The organism is Streptomyces venezuelae ATCC 10712 (genome assembly GCF_008639165.1).
GTDB lineage: Bacteria > Actinomycetota > Actinomycetes > Streptomycetales > Streptomycetaceae > Streptomyces > Streptomyces venezuelae.
In genome coordinates this window covers 7,183,982-7,205,620 of sequence record NZ_CP029197.1, presented here as the reverse complement: position 1 = coordinate 7,205,620, position 21,639 = coordinate 7,183,982, and the positions used below count along the sequence as shown (strand labels likewise).

At 72.3% G+C, this 21,639-nt stretch carries 18 protein-coding genes; 11 read left to right on the top strand and 7 right to left on the bottom strand.

Going from position 1 to position 21,639, the window contains the following annotated elements; all coding sequences use genetic code 11:
- Positions 1-102 precede the first annotated feature (102 nt).
- From DEJ43_RS33000 to DEJ43_RS32985, 4 genes are all read left to right on the top strand, one after another.
- Positions 103-1,455 (top strand): ABC transporter substrate-binding protein, encoded by a 1,353-nt coding sequence (locus DEJ43_RS33000; protein WP_015037774.1) that lies wholly within the window; start codon positions 103-105, stop codon positions 1,453-1,455.
- A gap of 90 nt (positions 1,456-1,545) precedes the next feature.
- Positions 1,546-2,550 carry a carbohydrate ABC transporter permease gene (locus DEJ43_RS32995; protein ID WP_015037773.1) on the top strand — a complete coding sequence of 335 codons (1,005 nt, stop codon included), beginning with the start codon at positions 1,546-1,548 and terminating at the stop codon, positions 2,548-2,550.
- A 4-nt stretch (positions 2,551-2,554) separates the two neighbouring features.
- A complete protein-coding gene (locus DEJ43_RS32990) occupies positions 2,555-3,457 on the top strand; it encodes a carbohydrate ABC transporter permease (protein ID WP_015037772.1) in 903 nt (300 codons plus the stop codon).
- Between the two features lie 62 nt (positions 3,458-3,519).
- Positions 3,520-4,953 (top strand): GH1 family beta-glucosidase, encoded by a 1,434-nt coding sequence (locus tag DEJ43_RS32985; protein ID WP_015037771.1) that lies wholly within the window; start codon positions 3,520-3,522, stop codon positions 4,951-4,953.
- Between the two features lie 70 nt (positions 4,954-5,023).
- Here the strand turns inward: DEJ43_RS32985 and DEJ43_RS32980 are convergent, their stop codons facing one another.
- The 3 genes from DEJ43_RS32980 to DEJ43_RS32970 all read right to left on the bottom strand — a co-directional run bounded on the left by DEJ43_RS32980 (position 5,024) and on the right by DEJ43_RS32970 (position 8,155).
- Positions 5,024-5,494: a hypothetical protein gene (locus DEJ43_RS32980; protein WP_202490841.1), complete on the bottom strand. Its 471-nt coding sequence runs from the start codon at positions 5,492-5,494 to the stop codon at positions 5,024-5,026.
- 176 nt (positions 5,495-5,670) lie between these two features.
- Positions 5,671-6,414 carry an IclR family transcriptional regulator gene (locus DEJ43_RS32975; RefSeq protein ID WP_015037769.1) on the bottom strand — a complete coding sequence of 248 codons (744 nt, stop codon included), beginning with the start codon at positions 6,412-6,414 and terminating at the stop codon, positions 5,671-5,673.
- Positions 6,415-6,571: 157 nt separating this feature from the next.
- Positions 6,572-8,155, bottom strand: a complete 1,584-nt coding sequence (locus DEJ43_RS32970) for a hypothetical protein (RefSeq protein ID WP_015037768.1) — start codon at positions 8,153-8,155, stop codon at positions 6,572-6,574.
- A gap of 233 nt (positions 8,156-8,388) precedes the next feature.
- On the opposite strand from DEJ43_RS32970, the gene DEJ43_RS32965 reads away from it, so the two are divergent.
- Positions 8,389-9,309, top strand: coding sequence for a glycerophosphodiester phosphodiesterase (locus tag DEJ43_RS32965; protein ID WP_015037767.1), 921 nt, complete (start codon positions 8,389-8,391; stop codon positions 9,307-9,309).
- A gap of 57 nt (positions 9,310-9,366) precedes the next feature.
- On the opposite strand, the gene DEJ43_RS32960 is transcribed toward DEJ43_RS32965, so the two are convergent.
- Entirely contained in the window at positions 9,367-9,870 is a 504-nt protein-coding gene (locus DEJ43_RS32960; protein WP_041663171.1) for an HD domain-containing protein, read from the bottom strand.
- 125 nt (positions 9,871-9,995) lie between these two features.
- On the opposite strand from DEJ43_RS32960, the gene DEJ43_RS32955 reads away from it, so the two are divergent.
- Positions 9,996-10,922 carry a TIGR03564 family F420-dependent LLM class oxidoreductase gene (locus DEJ43_RS32955; RefSeq protein WP_015037765.1) on the top strand — a complete coding sequence of 309 codons (927 nt, stop codon included), beginning with the start codon at positions 9,996-9,998 and terminating at the stop codon, positions 10,920-10,922.
- Here the strand turns inward: DEJ43_RS32955 and DEJ43_RS32950 are convergent.
- Together DEJ43_RS32950 and DEJ43_RS32945 are read right to left on the bottom strand one after the other, a co-directional pair.
- Positions 10,911-13,214, bottom strand: a complete 2,304-nt coding sequence (locus tag DEJ43_RS32950) for an MMPL family transporter (protein WP_015037764.1) — start codon at positions 13,212-13,214, stop codon at positions 10,911-10,913. The genes DEJ43_RS32955 and DEJ43_RS32950 overlap by 12 nt on opposite strands.
- A gap of 138 nt (positions 13,215-13,352) precedes the next feature.
- Positions 13,353-14,057, bottom strand: a complete 705-nt coding sequence (locus DEJ43_RS32945; RefSeq protein WP_015037763.1) for a DUF2470 domain-containing protein — start codon at positions 14,055-14,057, stop codon at positions 13,353-13,355.
- Between the two features lie 197 nt (positions 14,058-14,254).
- On the opposite strand from DEJ43_RS32945, the gene DEJ43_RS32940 reads away from it, so the two are divergent.
- Together DEJ43_RS32940 and DEJ43_RS32935 are read left to right on the top strand one after the other, a co-directional pair.
- Complete coding sequence (locus DEJ43_RS32940) at positions 14,255-15,577, top strand: hypothetical protein (RefSeq protein ID WP_015037762.1); 1,323 nt, start codon at positions 14,255-14,257, stop codon at positions 15,575-15,577.
- Positions 15,578-15,672: 95 nt separating this feature from the next.
- Complete coding sequence (locus tag DEJ43_RS32935; protein ID WP_041664469.1) at positions 15,673-16,143, top strand: hypothetical protein; 471 nt, start codon at positions 15,673-15,675, stop codon at positions 16,141-16,143.
- 48 nt (positions 16,144-16,191) lie between these two features.
- On the opposite strand, the gene DEJ43_RS32930 is transcribed toward DEJ43_RS32935, so the two are convergent.
- Positions 16,192-16,467 carry a hypothetical protein gene (locus tag DEJ43_RS32930; RefSeq protein ID WP_041663169.1) on the bottom strand — a complete coding sequence of 92 codons (276 nt, stop codon included), beginning with the start codon at positions 16,465-16,467 and terminating at the stop codon, positions 16,192-16,194.
- A gap of 93 nt (positions 16,468-16,560) precedes the next feature.
- Between DEJ43_RS32930 and DEJ43_RS32925 the strand changes: the two genes are divergently transcribed.
- From DEJ43_RS32925 to meaB, 3 genes are read left to right on the top strand one after another with little or no spacing between them, the layout of a single operon-like run.
- Entirely contained in the window at positions 16,561-18,372 is a 1,812-nt protein-coding gene (locus DEJ43_RS32925) for a methylmalonyl-CoA mutase family protein (protein WP_015037759.1), read from the top strand.
- Positions 18,372-20,546 carry a methylmalonyl-CoA mutase gene (gene scpA / locus DEJ43_RS32920; RefSeq protein WP_015037758.1) on the top strand — a complete coding sequence of 725 codons (2,175 nt, stop codon included), beginning with the start codon at positions 18,372-18,374 and terminating at the stop codon, positions 20,544-20,546. Before DEJ43_RS32925 ends, scpA begins: the two co-directional genes overlap by 1 nt.
- Complete coding sequence (gene meaB / locus DEJ43_RS32915; RefSeq protein ID WP_015037757.1) at positions 20,543-21,526, top strand: methylmalonyl Co-A mutase-associated GTPase MeaB; 984 nt, start codon at positions 20,543-20,545, stop codon at positions 21,524-21,526. Before scpA ends, meaB begins: the two co-directional genes overlap by 4 nt.
- Positions 21,527-21,639: the final 113 nt, after the last annotated feature.

Here is a 21,639-nt window from a genome sequence, read left to right as displayed (position 1 = left end):
GCACAGCCTTGCACCAGGTCCTGGCGGACGCCGCCGAGCCGCGAACAGCCGGCCGGACCTCGTGGGCGCACAACGAGCACCACCTTGGACGAGGAGAGTGGAATGCGCACTTCCAGCAGCAGACGCGGACGCCGTGCGGCGATCGCGGCAGTCGCCGTCGTCGTGACCGGCACGACCCTGCTCACCGGTTGCGGCAGCGACGACGACAACGGCGGCAAGGCCGGCGGGGGCGGCAAGGCCGGCGAGAAGATCACGCTGCGGATCGGGACCTTCGGTTCCTTCGGCTACGACAACAAGACCGGCGCGAAGCTCTACGCCGAGTACGAGCGGCTCCACCCGAACATCAAGATCGAGGAGTCGAACGTCTCCGACGGCCAGAAGTACTGGGACACGCTCAAGCTCCGCCTCGCCCAGAACAGCGGCGTCGCCGACATCCAGGCCGTCGAGGTCGGTTACATCGCCGAGGCGACCGGCCCCGCGATGGCGAACAAGTGGGTCGACCTGAGCAAGGAGGGCGGCGCGAAGATGGACGCCTTCCTCGACTGGAAGGTCAAGCAGGCCACCACCGGCGACGGCAAGGTCATCGGCCTCGGCACCGACATCGGACCGATGGCCATCTGCTACAACAAGGACCTCTTCGCCAAGGCCAAGCTGCCCACCGAGCGCGACGCCGTCGGCAAGCTGTGGGCGGGCGACTGGGCCAAGTTCATCGCCACCGGGGAGAAGTACAAGGCCGCCGCGCCGGCCGGCACCGCCTTCCACGACTCGGCCAGCGGCCTCTTCAACGCGGTGGTCTCCAGCGACCCGGTCCAGTACGCCAACACGAGCGGCGAACTCGACTGGGAGAACAGCCCCGGCGTGAAGAAGGCCTGGGAGACCGCCGTCACGGCGGCCCAAGGCGGACTCACCGCCAAGCTCCGGCAGTTCGACGAGAAGGGCACCTGGAACGCGGCCTTCAAGAACTCGAAGTTCGCGACCGTCGCCTGCCCCAGCTGGATGACCGGCATCATCAAGGACCAGGCGGGCCCGGCCAACCAGGGCAAGTGGGACGTGGCGGCCCCGCCGGTCGCGGGCAACTGGGGCGGCTCCTTCCTCGCCGTGCCGAAGGCCGGCAAGCACACCAAGGAGGCCGCCGAACTGGCCGCCTGGCTGACCGCCCCCGAGCAGCACGCCAAGGTGTTCGCCGTGAACGGCAACATCCCCTCCTCCAAGGACACGCTCGCCTCCTCGGCGGTCCAGGAGGCGAAGCTGCCCTACTTCGGTGACACCCCCGTCGGCAAGATCTTCTCCAGCGCCGCGGCCGGCATCACCCCGGCCGTGATCAGCCGCTACGACGGCCAGGTCAAGACCTTCCTCACCGACAACGGCATCCTCGACATCGAGCAGCGCGGCACCGACCCGGCCAAGGCCTGGGAGAACGTCAAGAAGCTGGTCGACGACAAGATCGACCAGTAGCGGGGGCCGTGTGCCGGTCCGCCGCCGCCTGCCCGCGGCGGACCGGCACCGTCCGCACCACCGCACGCATCGACCTGGAAGGACGCCCCCGTGGCCACCTCCGTTCGGGCGAGGCCGGACGGCTCCCCGCCGCCCGCCGCCCCGCCCTCCTCCCCCGGCCGTCGCGGCCGCCGTTCCGCCCCGGGCGGCTGGCGCAGCACGCTCTACCGCTGGGACCTCAAGGCGATCCCGTACGTCTTCGTCGCCCCCTTCTTCCTCACCTTCGCCGCCTTCGGCCTCTTCCCGCTGATCTACACCGGCTGGCTCTCGCTCAACCGGGTCGAACTCGGCGGAGACCCCACGTGGAAGGGCCTGGAGAACTACACCGACCTCGCGACCAGCGAGTTCTTCTGGAACGCGCTCCTCAACACCTTCACCATCGGGGTGATCTCGACCGTCCCCCAGCTGCTCATGGCCCTGGGGCTGGCGCATCTGCTCAACTACAAGCTCCGCGGCCGGGGCTTCTTCCGGGTGGCGATCCTCGCCCCGTACGCCACGTCCATCGCGGCGGCGACCCTGGTCTTCGCCCAGCTGTTCAACACCGACTACGGCATGATCAACGGCGTCCTCGGCTGGGCCGGCATCGACCCGGTGAACTGGGAGTCGTCCAAGTGGCCGGCCCAGATCGCCATCTCGGTGATCGTCACCTGGCGCTGGACCGGCTACAACGCGCTGATCTACCTGGCCGCCATGCAGGCCGTGCCGCAGGACCTGTACGAGGCCGCCTCGCTCGACGGGGCCTCGCGCTGGCGCCAGTTCATCAGCGTCACGATCCCCTCCATCCGGCCGACCATCCTCTTCACGATCGTCGTGTCCACCATCGGCGCCACCCAGCTGTTCGGCGAGCCGATGCTGTTCGGCGGCAGCGTCGGCATCAGCGGCGGCAGCGGCAACCAGTTCCAGACCCTGAGCCTGCTGATGTACGAGAAGGGCTGGGTCACCGGCGCGCTGGGCCAGGCTTCGGCGATCGCATGGGTCATGCTGCTGCTCCTGCTGATCGTCGGCGGCGGCCAGGCGCTCGTCTCCCGCCACAACCGCAAGAAGCTGGGGGGCTGACCTCATGGCGCACACTCTCGACAAGCCCCGGACCGAGCCCCGGGCGGGCCGGGCCGGAGGCCGCTTCCGGCAGACCGCCGGCCGCCAGCACCACGCAGGACCGCTCACCTACGTCCTGCTCGCCGTGGCCGCCTTCGTCTCGCTCTTCCCGCTGTACTGGAACGTGGTCGCCGCCTCGCACAGCGGCGAGCGGGTCGTGGAGGCCCCGGCGCCGCTGCTGCCCGGCAACCGCCTGCTGGACAACCTCAGCTTCGCCTGGAACCAGGTCGACATGGGGGCGGCGCTCGTCAACACCACGATCGTGGCGAGCCTGGTGGCCCTGTCCACCGTGCTGTTCTCCACGCTCGCCGGCTTCGCCTTCGCCAAGCTGCCGTTCCGGGGCAGGGGCATGCTGCTCTCGCTCGTGGTCGCCACCATGACGATCCCGCCGCAGCTCAGCGTCATCCCGCTGTACCAGATCATCACCGACCTCGGCTGGTTCGACCAGCTCCAGTCGGTGGTGCTGCCCTCGCTCGTGGCCGCCTTCGGCGTGTTCTTCATGCGCCAGTTCCTGGTAGAGGCCCTCCCGATGGAGCTGGTGGAAGCCGCCCGGATGGACGGTGCCCACAGCCTCCGGATCATCTGGCACGTGGTGTTCCCGGTAGCCAGGCCCGCCATGGCCGTGCTCGGCATGCTGGTCTTCGTCCAGGCCTGGAACGACTTCTTCTGGCCCTTCATCGCCCTCACCCCCGACGGCAACCCCACCCTTCAGGTGGCGCTCGCCGGACTGGGCGCGGGCAACCACACCGTGGACCACGCCGTCGTCCTGACCGGCGCCCTGATATCCACCGTGCCGCTCCTCCTGGTCTTCGCCTTCCTGGGCAAGCACATCGTGGGCGGCATCACGGCCGGCGCCGTCAAGAGCTGACCGTCCGACCCCCTTTCGTACCGAACGTACCGACCCCGTACCCGCGTTGGGAGCGCTCTCATATGACCGCGTCCGAAACCCGGCCGCTCACGGCCACCCGCTCGTTCCCGGCCGACTTCCTCTGGGGCGCGGCCACCGCCGCGTACCAGATCGAGGGAGCGGCGGCCGAGGACGGCCGTACCCCGTCCATCTGGGATACCTTCTCGCACACCCCCGGCAAGGTCTTCGAGGGCCACACCGGTGACGTGGCGGTGGACCACTACCACCGGTTCCGCGAGGACGTCGCGATCATGTCGGAACTCGGCCTGAACGCCTACCGGTTCTCCGTCTCCTGGTCCCGGGTGCAGCCCACCGGGCGGGGTCCGGCCGTCCAGAAGGGGCTGGACTTCTACCGGGCGCTCGTCGACGAGCTGCTCGCCGCCGGGATCGAGCCGGCGCTCACCCTCTACCACTGGGACCTGCCGCAGGAGCTGGAGGACGCCGGGGGCTGGCCGGAGCGGGCGACCGCGGAGCGCTTCGCCGAGTACGCGGGGATCGTCGCGGGCGCCCTCGGGGACCGGGTGACCCGCTGGACCACCCTCAACGAGCCCTGGTGCAGCGCCTTCCTGGGGTACGGCTCCGGGGTGCACGCCCCGGGCCGCACGGACCCGGTCGCCTCGCTGCGCGCCGCCCACCACCTCAACCTCGGGCACGGTCTCGCGGTGCAGGCGCTGCGGGCCGCGCTGCCGGCCGACCGGCAGCTCGCGGTCTCGCTCAACCTGCACGAGGTGCGGCCGCTGACCCGGTCCGCCGAGGACCTCGACGCGGCCCGCCGCATCGACGCCGTCGGCAACCGGATCTGGCTCGGGCCGATGCTGGAGGGCGCCTACCCCGAGGACCTGATCCTCGACACGGCGCAGCTCACGGACTGGTCCTTCGTCAAGGACGGCGACCCGGCGGCGATCGCGCAGCCGCTGGACCTGCTCGCGATCAACTACTACACCCCGACGGTCGTCTCGCACGTTCCGGAGGGTGCGGAGAAGCCGCAGGACGACGGTCACGGCAACAGCGACCACTCGCCGTGGCCCGGGGCGGACATGGTCGCCTTCCACCGGGCGCCGGGCGAGCGGACGGCGATGGGCTGGCCGGTCGACGCGAGCGCCCTGTACGACCTGCTGACCCGGGTGTCGGACGCGTACCCGCAACTCCCGCTGGTCATCAGCGAGAACGGGGCGGCGTACGAGGACGTGGTGGCGCCGGACGGTTCGGTGCACGACCCGGAGCGGGCGGCGTACGTGCACGCGCATCTGGAGGCCGTGCACCGCGCGCTCGCGGACGGCGTGGACGTGCGCGGCTATTTCCTGTGGTCGCTGCTCGACAACTTCGAGTGGGCGTACGGCTATGCGAAGCGCTTCGGCGCGGTCCGGGTGGACTACGACACCCTGGAGCGGACGCCGAAGTCCAGCGCCCGCTGGTACGCGCGGGTGGCGCGGTCGGGCGAACTGCTGGCGCCCTGACGCCGGCTGAACGCGAGTGAGGGGCCGTGCCGGACGTCCGGCACGGCCCCTCACTCGTCCTGACGTCAGGTCAGATGTCGATCACCCGGTAGCCGATGACGTAGACGCCTCCGGAGCCCTCCACCGAGCGCCACTGGGTCTCGGCGCCGACCTCGCTGCCGGTGACGAGCGTGGCGCCGAGCTTGTCGTCGCCACCGATGGAGTCGTAGTCCCAGAGGGTGAGGGTGCGGGCCTGCTCCTTGCCCAGGACGAGGGCCGCGTTGCCGTTCCCGTCGGCCATGGAGCGGACGTAACCGGTGCCCATGGTCTGGTACTTGATGCCGTTGCCGGGCCAGACCTTGACGGCGTTGCCGTTGGCGTCGGTGATCTTGAGGTAGGCCTCGTCGTGGTCGCCCTCGCTGTTCTTCTGGCAGTGGAGCTCGACCAGCTCGATCCGCACGTAGTCGATCGGCTCGGCCTGGGCGGTCCCGGCGAAGGCGGCGATGCTGCCGAGGCCCAGCAGGGCGGTGGCGGCGGTTCGGGCGATTCGGTTCTTGCGCATGTGGTCCCCCCACACATCGGGTCACTCTCGTGACGGTCGTTCCGGCCCGCCCTCCCGGGGCGGTTCCGGTGTGCCGTTCCCCTCGGCACACCTCTACTGTGGCCGCTCGGCCCGCCTGGTTCTACGCGCGTTCCGCTGGGCGGAACGGGGAGGCCCGAAAGGGGTTCGCCCGGTGGTCAGGGGACGAGGGCGACGGCCGGCGGGGGCGTCGCGCGCGGGCCGCCCCGGGCGATCGCGCGGCCGATCGCGGCTCCCGCCTCGGCGACGCCCCGGGCCAGCGAGTCGAGCGGGCGGCCCGCCGGGACCAGGCCTGCGAGGGCCGCGACCGTACGGCCGTCGGGGGTGCGGACCGGCAGCGCGGCGCAGCACACCCCGGCCATCACGTCCTCCCGGTCGAGCACGGGTCCGCCGCGCAGCGGGCCCCGCAGGGCCTTCCCGGCGGCGGTGTCGAGCCGGAACGCGATGCCGTCCCGTACCGGCAGGAGGGGCTCGATGTCCCCGGGGACCGAGCTGACCGTGAGGGCCATGTCCTCGCGCAGGACGGCGAGGACGACGCTCGCGCCGGTGGCCGCCCGGAGCCGCTGGAGCGGCAGCCGGGCGGCGGGGCGGAGTCCGGGGTGCGGTTCCCAGGCCTGGCCGAGGCGGTAGAGCTGGGGGCCGACGCGGTAGCGGTTGCCGTGGCGTTCCACGGCGCCGAGGGTGACCAGCTGGTCGAGCAGCCGGTGGACGCTGGCCTTGGGCACTCCGCAGAGCAGCGCCAGTTCGGTCACCCCGGCCTCGTCGCCGCTGCGGCGCAGGGCGTCGAGCAGGGCGAAGGCTCCTTCGAGTACGCCCCGGCCGCGTGCCCGCGGGCGCCCTCCGTCGTCGTGCGCCGGGCCGTGTCCGGATCTGCCCGACGTGCTTCCCTTACCGCTGTCCATGAGTCCCCCCGACTCGGCACGCCCGGCCGCGAACCCCCGACGGCGCGGCTCCGGGCACGCCGTCCACCATGCCGCAGACGGGCCGGTTCCGGCGAGGGGCTCGCGTCGCCCGCCGTGTCGCGGCGGCGGGCGACGGCTTCTCCCCGGGAGGGGTCCGCTACGGCTGGCCGTCGAGCCAGCTCAGCTTGTGGCCGTAGAGCACGCGCTGGCAGTAGTCGGTACCGGCCGGGTCGGAGGTGTCGCGGTTGGCGGTGCAGTCGGACGCCGATCCGGGGCGGTGCTCGGAGAGGGACCACAGCCGGCCGGTGCCGCGCTCGACGTAGAGGTCCTCGGCGCCGCGGGCGGTCTTGACGGCCTGGCCGTTCTGGACGAGCTGGCCGTTGTTCCAGGCGTAGCGCCAGAGGTTGCCCGGTTCGTCCGTGCCCTTGGACTCGTTGACGTACAGCGTGCCGCCGACGGCCGCCGCGCCCTGCGCGCCGCCGTTGGTCAGCGGCAGGTAGTTGGCCCAGCCTTCCGCGGCCACGTCGGCCGAGCGTCCTTCGAGCGCCGCGACGGGGTAGGAGGCGATGCGGCCGGTGGACGGGTATCCGCTCTGCGGGCGGCAGTACTCGCCCATGAGCAGGCGGTCCGGCGTGGCGCTGCGGTCGAGCGAGATGTAGGAGGCCTTGGGCGCGCCGGTGGAGACGCAGGCGTAGGAGCCCTGGGGGTTGCTCTGGGTCGCCTTGAACTTCCAGGCGGCGACCTGGGGCATCACGTAGCGGTAGCCGAAGCTGTACCAGACGTTGTCGTGCCGGCCGACCTTGGTCTTGTCCTGGACGTTGGCGGTGGTCTTCACCCCGTCCGTGTCGGCGCCCATGGCGTCGTGCGTGCTGGGGTCGCCGTCCGGGTCCAGGTCCATGATGTAGCGCATGTCGAAGACGCGGAGGCCGTTGCGGGTGTCCGCGACGTAGAGGTAGTTGCCGTACCAGACGATGCCGCCGGCGTGGACGCCCTTCTGGATCGGGTACTCGGCGGCGTGCAGGCCGTCGAAGGAGACGTGGTCGGCCGAGTTCACGTAGGTCCAGCCGAGCAGGACGTGCCGGTACTTGACCTCGGGGCTGCCGGTGGCGGGGTTGGTCCGGCTCTGCACGAAGGTGATGCGGACGCCCTTCTGGTTGCAGGCGTCGTTGGCTTCCAGCTCGGCCGTGGTGCAGTCGCCGGTGGCCGGGTTCGGGTCGGTCTCCCGGCCCGGGTCCCAGCCGTCGTACGAGGCGAACAGCTGGATGTTGCCCGCGTCGCCCCACAGTTCGTTGTCCTTGGCGTCGGAGACGCCGGTCATGCCCTGGGGGATCCACTCCTGCGAGGTGGAGTCGTCGCTCTGCAGGCAGTACTTGATGTCGGGGTCCGGGGCCGTGGCGAACGGGTCCCGGGAGCACCAGGGCTGTACGGTGCGGTTGGCCCCGGCCAGCAGGTTCTGCACGCCGGACTTGGGGAGTACCGAGTCCAGGCGGGTGACGCGCTTGGTGGTCTCGGCGTTCAGCGCGCCGGGGGCCATGGTGAAGTCGCCGGGCGAGGCCGCTCCGCCGGGTGCGGTCCAGCCGGTGGCCGCGAACGGCGCGGCAGTGGCCTCGGTCGTGCGGGGTTCCTGGTTCCAGCTCTGCGGGGCGTCCTCCGCCTGGGCGGGCGCCGCGAGGCCGGTGAACGCGAGCGAGGCCGCGGCGGCTGCCGTGAGCCATGCGCGCCGTATGCGCCGTGTGGGCATCTGGGGTTGCCTCCGTTGATCCTGTGTCAGTAAGTCGAACGGAGGGTTCCAGAACGTTCGAGGGCAGCGCAAATGTTCGGGCGCGAGCGCCAACGACTCGACCCGAGAAGGGCAGTTGGGAACAAGTGGGTCAAAACATGACCACTCGGACGGACCCGGCCGCCGCCCGGCGCGGGGCGACGCCACTCCCCGGTCCGGCCCGCGCGGCACCGCACCCCTTAAGGTGGGCGGTCATGAGAGACGCTCACCCGCCCGCCCCCCGGTCCCGTCGGCGCAGGACCGTCGGCCTGGTCGCCCTGACCACCGCCGTGGCGGGCCTCGCGACCGCCTTCGCCGTCGCCGCCCAGCCCTCGGAGTCCGCGCCCCGTCCGGTCGCGGAAGCCACCACGGCGGCGAGCCCCTGGATGCGCGCGGCCGGGGCGCCCCTGACGGTGATCGCCCACCGGGGAGCCTCCTCCGCGGCGCCCGAGAACACCCTCGTCTCCGACGAGGTGGCCCGGCGGGGCGGGGCCGTCTGGATCGAGAACGACGTCCAGCCCAGCAAGGACGGCGTGCCGTACATCGTCCACGACACCACCGTCGACCGGACCACCGACGGCACCGGGCCGGTGCGCTCGCTGACCGCCGCCCAGCTCGACGCCCTGGACGCCGGTTCCTGGTTCGCCCCCTCCTACGCCGGCACCCGCGTCCCGACCCTGGCCGCCCAGCTGGCCGACCTCAAGGAGCGCGGCGGGAAGCTGCTCCTGGAGATCAAGGGCCGCCACAGCCGCGCCGAGGTCGCCCGGATCGTGCGGGAGATCCGGGCCCAGGACATGACCGACCGGGTCTTCGTCCAGAGCTTCGACATCCCGTCGCTGCGGTACGCCCGTCAGCTGGCGCCCGAGCTGCCGCTCGGCCTGCTGCGCGCCACCCTCGACGCCGACCCGGTCACCCTCGCCCGGGACCTGCACCTGGCCGCGTACAACGTCGCGGACACGGCGCTCACGACCCGCCCCGACGTGGTCGCCGAGCTGCACGCGGCGGGCGTCGCCGTGAACGTCTGGACGGTCGACTCCCCGGCACGCTGGAAGGCGCTCGACGCGCTCGGTGTGGACGGGATCATCACCAACCGGCCGACCGAGCTGACCGGCTGGTCCTCGGGCCGGGCGGGCTGACGCCTCAGCGCCACCTCGGGCGGATCCCGGAAGCGTGGCGGTCGCCCGTGATCCGGGTCACACGGGACCGAGTTCCGCCAGGAGTTCGGGGTTGACCACGCGCAGGATCGTCGCGATGCGCCCGGGGTCGGCCGCCGCCCACAGGGTCTCCCGGGCCGCCCGGTACTTGGCGGCGAGCCGCTCCCGCTGCTCGGACGGCAGGCCGGCGGCCCGGTCGGAGCGGCTGTTGTGGGCGTTGTCGGCGATCTTCACCAGGGTGGCGTCCGGGTCCCGGGCGATCCGGCGGATCTTCTCCTCGTACGCCGTGCCCGGGGTGTTCGTGACGGCTTCGACGAGGGCGACGACCCGGTCGGGGACCCCGGCCGCGCGGAGCCGGTCCGCCGTCCAGTCGGTGTCCTCGACGATGTCGTGGAGCAGCCCGGCCATGGCCAGGTGCGGGCCGAGCGGCGCCAGGCCCGCGGCGACCGCGCGGACGTGCTCGACGTACGGGACACCGATCTTGTCGGTCTGTCCGGCGTGCGCGCGGCCGGCCAGCGCGTCCGCCTCGGCGAGAGTCATCATGCCCCCATCATCGCGGGCGCCGCCGAAGCCCCGCGCCGTGCCCGGCCCGAGCCCCGCCCGCGCCCGGCACACACTGTTCACACCCGGGGGGAATTCCCTTCGCGGGCAGGCCTGTTGCCGGAAGCATGACTATCGGAGTGACACTCGGTTCGACCACCGTCCAGCGCACGATCGACACCACGGTGGAACTCGCCCGTGAGGCCCGTGACGCCGGCCTGCACTCGGCGTGGTTCGGCCAGACCTTCGCGTACGACTCGCCCTCGCTCGCCGCGATCGTCGGGCGCGAGGTACCGGGCCTGCAGGTCGGCACCTCCGCGATCCCCGTCTTCGGCCGCCATCCCCTGCTCGTCTCCAGTCAGGCGCAGACCGCCCAGGCGGCGACCGGCGGCCGGTACCACCTCGGGCTCGCCCTCGGCACCAGGCATCTGACCGAGACCGGGTTCGGCATCCCGTACGAGCGGCCCATCGGCCTGCTCCGGGAGTTCCTCACCGCGCTCCGGCCGCTGCTCGAAACGGGCAGCGCCGACTTCCACGGCGAGCTCCTGACCGCGACGACCCCGTACTCGGCGGCCGTGCCTGGCGCCCGGCCCACGGTGCCGGTCCTGGTCGCGGCGATGGGTCCGCAGGCCCTGCGCGTCAGCGGTGAACTGGCCGACGGCGTCCTGCCGTTCCTCGCGGGGCCGCGCGCGCTCGCCGAGCACGTCGTCCCCGCGGTCACCGCCGCCGCGGCGGCGGCGGGGCGGCCCGCGCCGCGGATCGTGGCGCTCGTCCCGGGCGTGGTCACGGCCGACGCCGCGGCCGTACGGGAGAGCGCGGCCGAGGCGCTCGCGCTGTACGAGCGGATTCCCTCCTACCAGCGCGCCATCGAGCGGTCCGGTGCCGCCCGGGCCGCGGACCTCGCCGTGATCGGCGACGAGGAGACCGTCGCCGCGGAGGTACGGCGCTACCGCGAGGCGGGGGCGACGGAGGTGGTGTTCACGGCGACGGAGCTGAACGGCGAGGAGGACCGCCGGCGCACCTGGAAGCTGCTCGGCGAGCTCTCAGGCGGCTGAGTCCGGGCCGCCCTTCGCCGCGCCCACGGCCGGTTCCGGCTCTCCCTCTCCCTCCGTGTCCAGGTGCGGGAGCAGCCGGTCCAGCCAGCGGGGTGTCCACCACGCGTGCTTGCCGAGCAGGGTCATCACCGCGGGCACGAGCAGCAGGCGCACCACGGTGGCGTCGATGAGGACGCTCGCGGCCAGACCGAGCCCGAGCATCTTCACCACGATGTTGTCGGAGACGATGAAGGCCGCGAAGACGCTCACCATGATCAGCGCGGCGCAGGTGATCACCCTGGCCGTGATCTCCAGGGCGTGGGCCACGCTGGCCTTGGAGTCCCCGGTGCGCAGCCATGCCTCGCGGACCCGGGACAGCAGGAAGATCTCGTAGTCCATGCTGAGCCCGAAGACGATCGCGAACATCATCATCGGCACATAGCTCTCGATGGGCACCTTGCCGGAGACGCCGAGCGCGGGCCCGCCCCAGCCCCATTGGAAGACGGCCACGACCACGCCGTACGAGGCGGCGATGGAGAGCACGTTGAGGACCGCCGCCTTCACCGCGACGAGCAGGCCGCGGAAGACGATCAGGATGACGAGGAAGGCGAGCGCCACCACCACGGCGATGATCAGCGGGAGCCGGCTGGAGACGAGGTCGAGGAAGTCCACCTGGGAGGCCGTGGTGCCGGTGACGTAGGTCTGGGCGTCGGTGCCGGCCACCGCCTGCGGCAGCACGTCGTCGACGAGGTGGTCGGTCAGCTGGGTGGTCTTCTCGTCCTGCGGGGAGGCCACCGAGTACGCGGTGCCGACCAGGACGTCCCCGTCGGGGGTGGCCTGGAGCGGGGTGATGGAGGCCGCGTCCGGCACGCCGGTCAGCGCCTGCTTGAGCTTGTCGGCGAGGTCCGCCCGGTCGGCGGCGGGCACCGCGGACTGGTCCACGACGAGGGTCAGCGGCCCGTTCGCCCCCGGCCCGAAGGCCGTGGAGATCAGGTCGTAGGCCCGCCGGTCGGTGAAGGACTTGGGGTCGGCCCCGTCGCCGATGTGCCCGAGCTGGATGAAGAGCAGCGGGAAGGCGAGGACGAGCAGGACCACGACCCCGCCGGCGAGGAACCACCAGGGGCGCTTCTCCACCCGCTGCGCGTAGCGGTGCCAGGTGCCGTGCGCGGGCGCTCCGGGCTCCGCGTCCGTCTCGGCGACCGGTTTGCGCACGTGGTAGCGGTCGATGCGCTTGCCGACGAGTCCCAGCATCGCGGGGACCAGGGTGAGGGCGGCGAGGACGGCGGTGACGACGGTGAAGGCGGCCGCGAGGCCGAGTTTGCCGATGAAGGTGACCCCGGAGACCCACAGGCCGGAGAGGGCGATGATGACCGTGCAGCCGGAGACCAGGACGGCGCGGCCGCTGGTGGTGGTCGCGAGGGCGGCGGATTCGGCGGGATCGTGCCCGTGCATCATGTTCTGGCGGTGCCGGGTGATGAGGAACAGCGCGTAGTCGATGCCGACGCCGAGGCCGATCATCGTGGCCAGGGTGGGTGAGACCGTGCCGAAGGTGAACGCGGCCGCCATCAGGCCCAGCAGCGCGAGGCCGCAGACCGCCCCGAGGAGCGCGGTGACCAGGGGCAGGACGGCGGCGATGACGCTGCCGAAGCCGATGAGGAGGACCAGGATGGCGACGGCGAAGCCGATGGCCTCGCTGGTGCGGTCGTCGGCCTGCGGCCGGGCGAGTTCACCGAGCGGTCCGCCGTACTCGACGGTGACCCCGGCGTCACGGAGCGGCTGCACGGCCGCGTCGACGCCGGGGAGGTAGTCGTCGCCGAGGGTGGACGGCGGCACGCTGAAGCGGATGGTGATGTAGGCGGTCTTGCCGTCCGTGGACAGCGGGCCGGTGTTCGGGACGCCGGCGGGGAGGGCGGGCGGTGTGCTGCCCGGCGGCGGCAGCGGGTTCTGGGCGCTGAGGACGTCGGGCAGTTTCTGCAGGGCGGCGACGGTCGAGTTGACCGCGGACGCCTCGTCGGTGAGGGGACCCGAGGGGCGGTTGAGGACGATCTGGGCGCCGTAGCCGCCGGCGGCGGGGTCGTGCGCCTTGAGGACGTCGAGGCCTTCGGCGGACTGCACGCCGGGGAGGGCGAAGTCGTCGGAGAACTGGCCTCCGACGGCCCGGTCGGTGATCTGGAGTCCCGCGACCGCCGCCAGCCACAGGGCGATGACGACGAGGAAGTGGCGGGCGCACCAGTGCCCCAGCCGGTACAGCGCCCCCTTCTGCGGCCCCCGCTGTGGTGCTCGCCGGCCTGCGGCCGGGCTTCCTGCGTTCATGGCGACGCCGTGTCCGGTTGGAAGTCCCCGAGCTGTCCCGGCCCCGACGAACCGCGGGCCTACGGATCCATTGTTCGCCCGCCGCGGCCCTCCGGCATCCCGACCGGCGGGCGGGGGCGTTCGAGCAGGTCGGACCCGTCAGGTGAGCAGGCTGTTGGGGTGCGAGGAGCGGCGGGCCGCGGCGAGGAGGGCGTGCATCCGAGGGCCGGCCTGGTCGATGTCGGTGACGGGGGTGGGGAACGGCAGCCGGACGTCCTGGTGCCCCGTGGGGTGTTCGAGACGCAGGGTGATGCCGTACCGGTCGAGGGCGACGGGGAGGGCGCGGACCATGTCCCGTTCGGGGCGCGGCCGGACGAGCCGGAGCAGCAGCGGGACGAGTTCGCTGTGGCCGTCGACGAGGTGGGTCAGCATGGACGCCTCGCAGGAGGCCATCGGGTCGATGTCGGTGCCGTGGAGCTCCTCGAGCGTGACGTACGAGCGGCCCTCGGCGTCCTCCAGGAGGGCCTGTCCGAACTCCATGCAGATGCTGGAGGCCGCCTCGGGCTCGTAGGGGGCGGCGAGGAGTCCCGTCAGGGTGACGCGGGCCCGCAGCCGTTCGCGGACGGGGGTGGGGGCGATGTCGGTGAACTCCAGGCGCACGGGGATCCGCGCGGACTGCCCGGCGTGGCTCTCCTCGGAGGGGTCGTGCAGGTGGATGTGCCCCATGGGCCCGGTGCCGTCGAGGAGGTGCACCTCCTGGTGGACTCCGTCGGACACGACCGTCATGGAGTGGGCGGCGGCCAGGATCGAGCGCAGGCGCTCGGCGGGGGTGGGGCGCGTGACGCGGGTGGTGAAGGGACGCATCCGAGTTCTCCCGGGACAGGTGACGGGGACGGGCACAGAGACCGTGCTACTTAGGCAAGCCTAAGCTAACTCATCGCGGGCCTGGCACGGAACGGCCAAAACCGGCAGAACGCGAAGCGGTTGACGCCCCATGTGATGATCTCCCTTTCACGAAAGGGCGGATCCAGCCGATCCGCCAGCCACCCCAGGGGAGAAAAATGGGACAAACAGACGCCAACGGCGTCGATCTGTCCGGCGTCACCGGCAGGCTCGTCCAGACGGTCGACCTGGTGAAGAGCCCGGCACCGCAGGCCATCGCCACCGACACCGTCAACGGGCACATCTTCGTCCTCCAGGTGGAGAGCTCGGCCACGGCACCGCAGGGCAACCTGTACCTCAACCGCATCGACCGGCTGACCGGCACGGTCACCGGCTCGATGCAGCTGAAGGGCTTCGGCCACGGGCTCTCCATGGGCGCCGAGCCCGTGGGCACCGACACCTACCTCTGGACCGAGGTAGGCCCGCTGCACACCACCTCGGACGGCACCACCTTCGGCAAGGCCGTCACCCGGTTCCTGTTCGAGCCCGGCAAGGTCCTCGACGGCAGCCTCATACCGTCGGAGCGGAAGTTCACCCCGCCCGGCAGCACTTCGGGCACCGGCCCGTCGCTCGACCCGGTGAACCGGCAGCTCTGCGTCATGTACCACAAGGACGGCAAGCGGCACTTCACCCGCTACGACGCCGCCGCGGCCGCCACCGGCTCCTGGGTCCCGGTGGGCAGCACCTTCGTCATGCCGGCCGGTGAGGACGTCACCCCCGACGTGCCCTCGCCCTACCCGCTGAAGAAGACCCTGGTCTCCCAGGGGTTCACCGTCCTCGGCGACGTGCTCTACGCGTACCAGTGGGCTCCGTACGACCAGGAGAACAACCCCACCACCGTCCCCGACGCATTCCCGGGGATCGCCTTCCTCACCTCGTACTCCTGGACGACCGGCCAGCGCCTCGACCGGCAGGTCGTCACCGGCGCCGACGGCCTCACCCGGCGCGAGCCCGAGGGCGTCGCCACCGAGGTCGACCCCGCGACCGGCGAGACGCGGCTGCTCTTCGGCTTCAGCAACACCGTCCCCGGCACCACCGGTTCGCGTGACGTCACCATCTGCTGGTACCCCACGAAGCCCGCCGTCGACGGAATCAAGGTGCTCGCCGACTGGGAGGACCTCGCGCTCGAACCCGGGATCTCCCCCGGCGCCTCGCGGCCGCGCGGCCGGCTGATCGCCCTGGCCGGCACCACCTACCTCCAGTTGCGCGGCACCGTCACCTGCTCCCCCGGCCTGACCGCGGACGGCCGCTTCGCGACCCTGCCGCACCGGCTGCGCGCCACTCGCCTCACGCGCCAGAACGTGCCCCGCAACAACAACACCGGACGCTGCGTGTGCCGGATCGAGACGGACGTGAGCGGCGGGCTCCGGGTGTACGGCCCCACCCCGGACAACGCCATCACCTGGATCGACCTCGACGGCGTCTCCGTCGCCTGGCGATGAGCCGCCGATCGATGAGCCGCCCGGCGATGGACAGCTCGGCGACGAACAGCCCGGCGCACCCGACCGACCACCCCACCCGATCCGGAGGATCGCGCATGACCCAGCACACGACCAGCCGCCGCTCCCTGCTGACCGCGGCGCTGGCCGCCCCCGCCGCCGTCGCCACCGCCCCGCTGCTCACGGCCACCCCGGCCGCCGCCGCGGACCCGGTGGACGGCTGTCAGGTCGTCGTCCCCTGGACGGCGATCGCCCTGGACCCGGCCGTGACCAACCAGGCCGGCGCGCCGGCCGAGGCCCGCGTGATCCGGCTCGCGGGGACGGAGTTCCTCCAGCTCCGCGGCATCGTCACCTGCGCGTTCACCGCGGACGCCCAGCTCGGCACGCTGCCGGCGGAGATCCGCCCGCCCAAGCTGACCCGCGGCGTCTGCCCCCGGAACAACAGCCAGGGCATCAACGCGATCCGCGTCGAGGCCAACACGGCCGGCGTCATCAACGTCTTCGGCCCGCAGACGACGAACAAGGTGACCTGGATCCAGCTGGACAACTTCTCCTCCGTCCTGGGCTGAGCCGGCCGAGGACCACGGAAGAACGGCGGCGCGCCGACGGCCCACCCGTCACGGCGCGTCGCCCGTCCAGTCGAAACGGCCCGGGTCACCCGGACGCGGGTCGTACAGCGAGTGGCCGTCGGCGCCGTACCGGCCGAGCTCCGTCTCCAGGGCGACGCCGGTCCCGCCGTCGGCCGCCGTCCGGCCCGTGACGTCGAGCAGCAGCCCGTCCAGCGGGCCGCCGACCAGTTCGGCGTAGACCCGGCCGGGTCTCGGGCCCGGCCGGGGGTCGTCGTGCTCCTGGCCGTAGACCCGGCCCCTCAGCAGCTCCTCGTCCCTGTCCATACCCCACAGCGTCGCAGCCGCCACTGACAACGAGAAGAAGGTCACAGTCGTACGGTCTCCTGCTCCTTTGTCGATCTCCCCTAGCATCCGAGCATGACGGTCCTGCCTGACGACGGGCTCTCCCTGGCGTCCGAATTCCCCGACGCGCCACGCGAACAGTGGCAACACCTCGTGGCAGGTGTCCTGCGCAAATCCGGCAAGGAGCTTTCCGGCGACGCCGCCGAGGACGCCCTCTCCACCCTCCTGGAGGACGGCCTCGACACCCGTCCGCTGTACACGGCGCACGATGCCGCACCCGACGCCGGACTCCCCGGCTTCCCTCCCTTCGTGCGCGGCGGCCGCGCCGAGGGCAACACCCTCGACGGCTGGGACGTGCGCCAGCGGCACCTCGCGGCCGACCGCGAGGCGGTCCTCTCCGACCTGGAGAACGGCGTCACCTCCCTCTGGCTGGGCGTCGGAGGCGGCGGCATCCCCGTCTCCGCGCTCGACTCCGTCCTCGACGGCGTCTACCTCGACCTGGCGCCGGTGGTCCTCGACGCCGGCGACGAGACGGCGGCGGCCGCCGAACGGCTGCTGCGGCTGTACGAGGAGCGGGGCGTCGCCGACGACGCGGCCCGGGGCAACCTGGGCGCCGACCCGCTCGGCCACCAGGCCCGCACCGGCCGCCCCGGGTACGACCTGGCGTCCGTCGCCGGTCTCGCGCGCCGCTGCGCCGACCGGCACCCGGGCCTGCGCGCCCTGACCGTGGACGCCCTGCCGTACCACGAGGCCGGCGGTTCGGCCGCCCAGGAACTCGGCTGCTCGCTCGCGACCGGCGTGGCCTACCTGCGCGGTCTCACCGAGGCCGGGCTGAGCGTCGCCGAGGCCGCCGGGCAGCTGGAGTTCCGGTACGCGGCCACCGCCGACCAGTTCCTGACCATCGCCAAGCTCCGCGCCGCGCGCCGCCTCTGGGCCAGGGTCGTCGAGGTCTGCGGCGCCCCGCAGGCGGGCGCGCAGCGCCAGCACGCGGTCACGTCGCCGGTGATGATGACGCGCCGCGACCCGTGGGTGAACATGCTGCGCACCACGGTGGCCACGCTCGCCGCCGGAGTGGGCGGCGCCGACAGCGTCACCGTGCTGCCCTTCGACGAGGCCCTCGGCCTGCCGGACGCGTTCGCGCGGCGCATCGCCCGCAACACCTCCACCGTCCTCATCGAGGAGTCGCACCTCTCCCGGGTCATCGACCCGGCGGGCGGCTCCTGGTACGTCGAACGGCTCACCGACGAACTCGCCCAAGCCGCCTGGGAGTTCTTCCAGGGCATCGAGCGGGCGGGCGGCCAGGAGGCCGCGCTGCGCGCCGGGACGATCGGCGACCGGCTCGCCGAGACCTGGGCCGCGCGCAGCAAGAAGCTCGCCACCCGCCGCGAACCCATCACCGGCGTCAGCGAGTTCCCGAACCTCACGGAGAAGCCGGTCGACCGCGCGCCGGCGCCCGAGCAGCCGTCCGGCGGCCTGCCCCGGGTCCGCCGCGACGAGGCCTACGAGGCGCTGCGGGCCCGTTCCGACGCGCACCTGGCCGCGACCGGCGCCCGGCCCCGGGTCTTCCTGGCCGCGCTCGGCCCGGCGGCCGCGCACTCGGCCCGGCTCGGCTTCGCCGCGAACCTCTTCCAGGCGGGCGGCATCGAGCCGGTCACCGAGGGCTCGTTCGAGGAGAGCGGCGCCCGCGAGGCCTGCCTCTGCTCCAGCGACGCGCTGTACGAGGAGCAGGCCGGGACGGTGGCCGCGGAGCTGCGCGCCGCGGGCGCCGAGCACGTCCTCCTCGCCGGCCGTCCGGGGGCGTATCCCGGGGTCGACTCGTACCTCTTCGCGGGCTGTGACGCCGTCGCCCTGCTCTCCACCGCCCTCGACCGCATGGGAGTGTCCTGATGTCCATCCCCGATTTCTCCGGGATCGAGCTCGGGGCGCCGACCGCCGACGGTGGTCCCGACGCGTGGCGCACGGCCGTCAAGAAGGCCACGGGCGGTGACGACCTGGTCTGGGAGACCCCGGAGGGCATCGGCGTCAAGCCGCTCTACACGGGTCAGGACCTGGAGGGCCTGGACTTCCTGGGGACGTACCCCGGCATCGCGCCGTACCTGCGGGGCCCGTACCCGACGATGTACGTCAACCAGCCCTGGACGATCCGGCAGTACGCCGGGTTCTCCACGGCCGAGGAGTCGAACGCCTTCTACCGGCGCAACCTGGCCGCCGGCCAGAAGGGCTTGTCGGTCGCCTTCGACCTGCCGACCCACCGCGGCTACGACAGCGACCACCCGCGCGTGACCGGCGACGTCGGTATGGCGGGCGTGGCCATCGACTCGATCTACGACATGCGGCAGTTGTTCGACGGCATCCCGCTGGACCGGATGACGGTGTCGATGACGATGAACGGCGCCGTGCTGCCCGTCCTCGCGCTGTACATCGTGGCGGCCGAGGAGCAGGGCGTGCCGCCCGAGAAGCTGGCCGGGACCATCCAGAACGACATCCTCAAGGAGTTCATGGTCCGCAACACCTACATCTATCCGCCCGGTCCTTCGATGCGGATCATCTCCGACATCTTCGCCTACACCTCGCAGCGGATGCCGCGGTACAACTCCATCTCCATCTCCGGGTACCACATCCAGGAGGCGGGAGCGACGGCCGACCTGGAGCTGGCGTACACCCTCGCCGACGGTGTGGAGTACATCCGCGCGGGCCGCGAGGCCGGGCTTGACGTGGACGCGTTCGCACCGCGCCTGTCGTTCTTCTGGGCGATCGGCATGAACTTCTTCATGGAGATCGCGAAGCTCCGCGCGGCGCGGCTGCTGTGGGCCAAGCTCGTCAAGCAGTTCGACCCGCAGAACGCCAAGTCCCTCTCCCTGCGGACCCATTCGCAGACCTCCGGCTGGTCGCTGACCGCCCAGGACGTCTTCAACAACGTCACCCGCACCTGCGTCGAGGCGATGGCGGCCACCCAGGGCCACACCCAGTCGCTGCACACCAACGCCCTCGACGAGGCGCTCGCCCTGCCGACCGACTTCTCCGCCCGCATCGCCCGCAACACCCAGCTGCTCATCCAGCAGGAGTCGGGCACCTGCCGGACGATCGACCCGTGGGGCGGCAGCGCGTACGTCGAGAAGCTCACCTACGACCTCGCGCGCCGCGCCTGGAAGCACATCCAGGAGGTCGAGCAGGCCGGCGGCATGGCCAAGGCCATCGACGCGGGCATCCCCAAGCTGCGCGTCGAGGAGGCCGCGGCCCGCACCCAGGCCCGGATCGACTCCGGCCGTCAGCCGGTGATCGGCGTCAACAAGTACCGGGTGGCGACCGACGAGCAGATCGACGTCCTCAAGGTCGACAACTCCTCCGTGCGCGCCCAGCAGATCGCCAAGCTGAAGCGGCTGCGCGAGGAGCGCGACGAGCAGGCCTGCCAGGACGCGCTCGCCGCGCTCACCCGGGCGGCCGGCGGCGACGGCAACCTGCTGGAGCTCGCCGTGAACGCGGCCCGCGCGATGGCGACCGTCGGCGAGATCTCCGACGCCCTGGAGAAGGTGTACGGCCGGCACGCCGGCCAGATCCGTACCATCTCCGGTGTGTACCGCAACGAAGCCGGCGAGTCCCCGTCCGTGGAGCGCACCCGGGCCCTGGTCGACGCCTTCGGCGAGGCCGAGGGGCGCCGGCCGCGCATCCTGGTCGCCAAGATGGGCCAGGACGGCCACGACCGCGGCCAGAAGGTCATCGCCACCGCCTTCGCCGACCTGGGCTTCGACGTGGACGTCGGCCCCCTGTTCCAGACCCCGGCCGAGGTGGCGCGGCAGGCCGTCGAGGCGGACGTGCACATCGTCGGGGTCTCGTCGCTCGCCGCGGGACACCTCACGCTCGTACCGGCGCTGCGGGAGGAACTGGCGGCGGAGGGCCGGGAGGACATCATGATCGTGGTCGGCGGGGTGATTCCTCCGCAGGACGTGGCGACGCTCCTGGAGATGGGCGCGGCGGCCGTGTTCCCGCCGGGCACCGTGATCCCCGACGCGGCCCACGACCTGGTGACCCGGCTGTCGGCCGACCTCGGGCACGAGCGGTGATCGATCTCGACACCTACGTCCGGGGCGTACGGGAGGGCAGGCGGGCGCTCGTCGCCCGCGCCATCACCCTCGTCGAGTCGACCCGGCCCCAGCACCGGGCACTCGCGCAGGAGCTCCTCACCGAGCTCCTGCCGCACAGCGGGAACGCCGTGCGGATCGGGATCAGCGGGGTGCCCGGTGTCGGCAAGTCGACGTTCATCGACGCCTTCGGGACGATGCTGACCGGGCTCGGCCACCGGGTCGCGGTGCTCGCCGTCGACCCGTCGTCGAGCCGTACCGGCGGCTCGATCCTCGGCGACAAGACCCGCATGGAGCGGCTCGCGGTCGACCCGGCGGCCTTCGTGCGCCCCTCGCCCACCGCCGGCACGCTCGGCGGTGTCGCGAAGGCGACCCGCGAGTCGATCGTGGTGATGGAGGCCGCGGGCTACGACGTGGTGCTCGTCGAGACGGTGGGCGTCGGCCAGTCCGAGACCGCCGTCGCCAACATGGTCGACTCCTTCCTGCTGCTCACCCTGGCGCGTACCGGCGACCAGCTCCAGGGCATCAAGAAGGGCGTCCTGGAGCTCGCCGACGTGGTCGCCGTCAACAAGGCGGACGGCCCGCACGAGCGGGACGCGCGCGCCGCGGCGCGTGAACTCGCCGGCGCGCTGCGGCTGATGCACGGCGCGGACTCCTTCTGGACGCCGCCGGTGCTCAGTTGCAGCGCCCGCGAGTCCGCCGGGCTCGACGAGGTCTGGGGGCGGCTGGAACAGCACCGTGCCCTGCTCGACTCGACCGGCCGGCTCACGGCCAAGCGCCACGAGCAGCAGGTCGACTGGACCTGGACCATGGTCCGCGACGAACTCCTGCGCCGCCTCCACACGGACCCGGCGGTCCAGGAGCTCGCCCCCGCGATGGAGCGGCGGGTCCGCGCGGGCGAACTGACGGCGACGCTGGCCGCCGAGCGCATCCTCGACGCGTTCGGGGAGCGGAACGGCTGACGCGACACCTCTTCAGGGGGCCTTCCTTTCAGGAGGGCCCCCTTTCGCGTGCTCCCCCTCATACCCACTTTTTTGTGCGTACTTGTCGGGGTGCGGGCGCCGGGCGAAGCTGA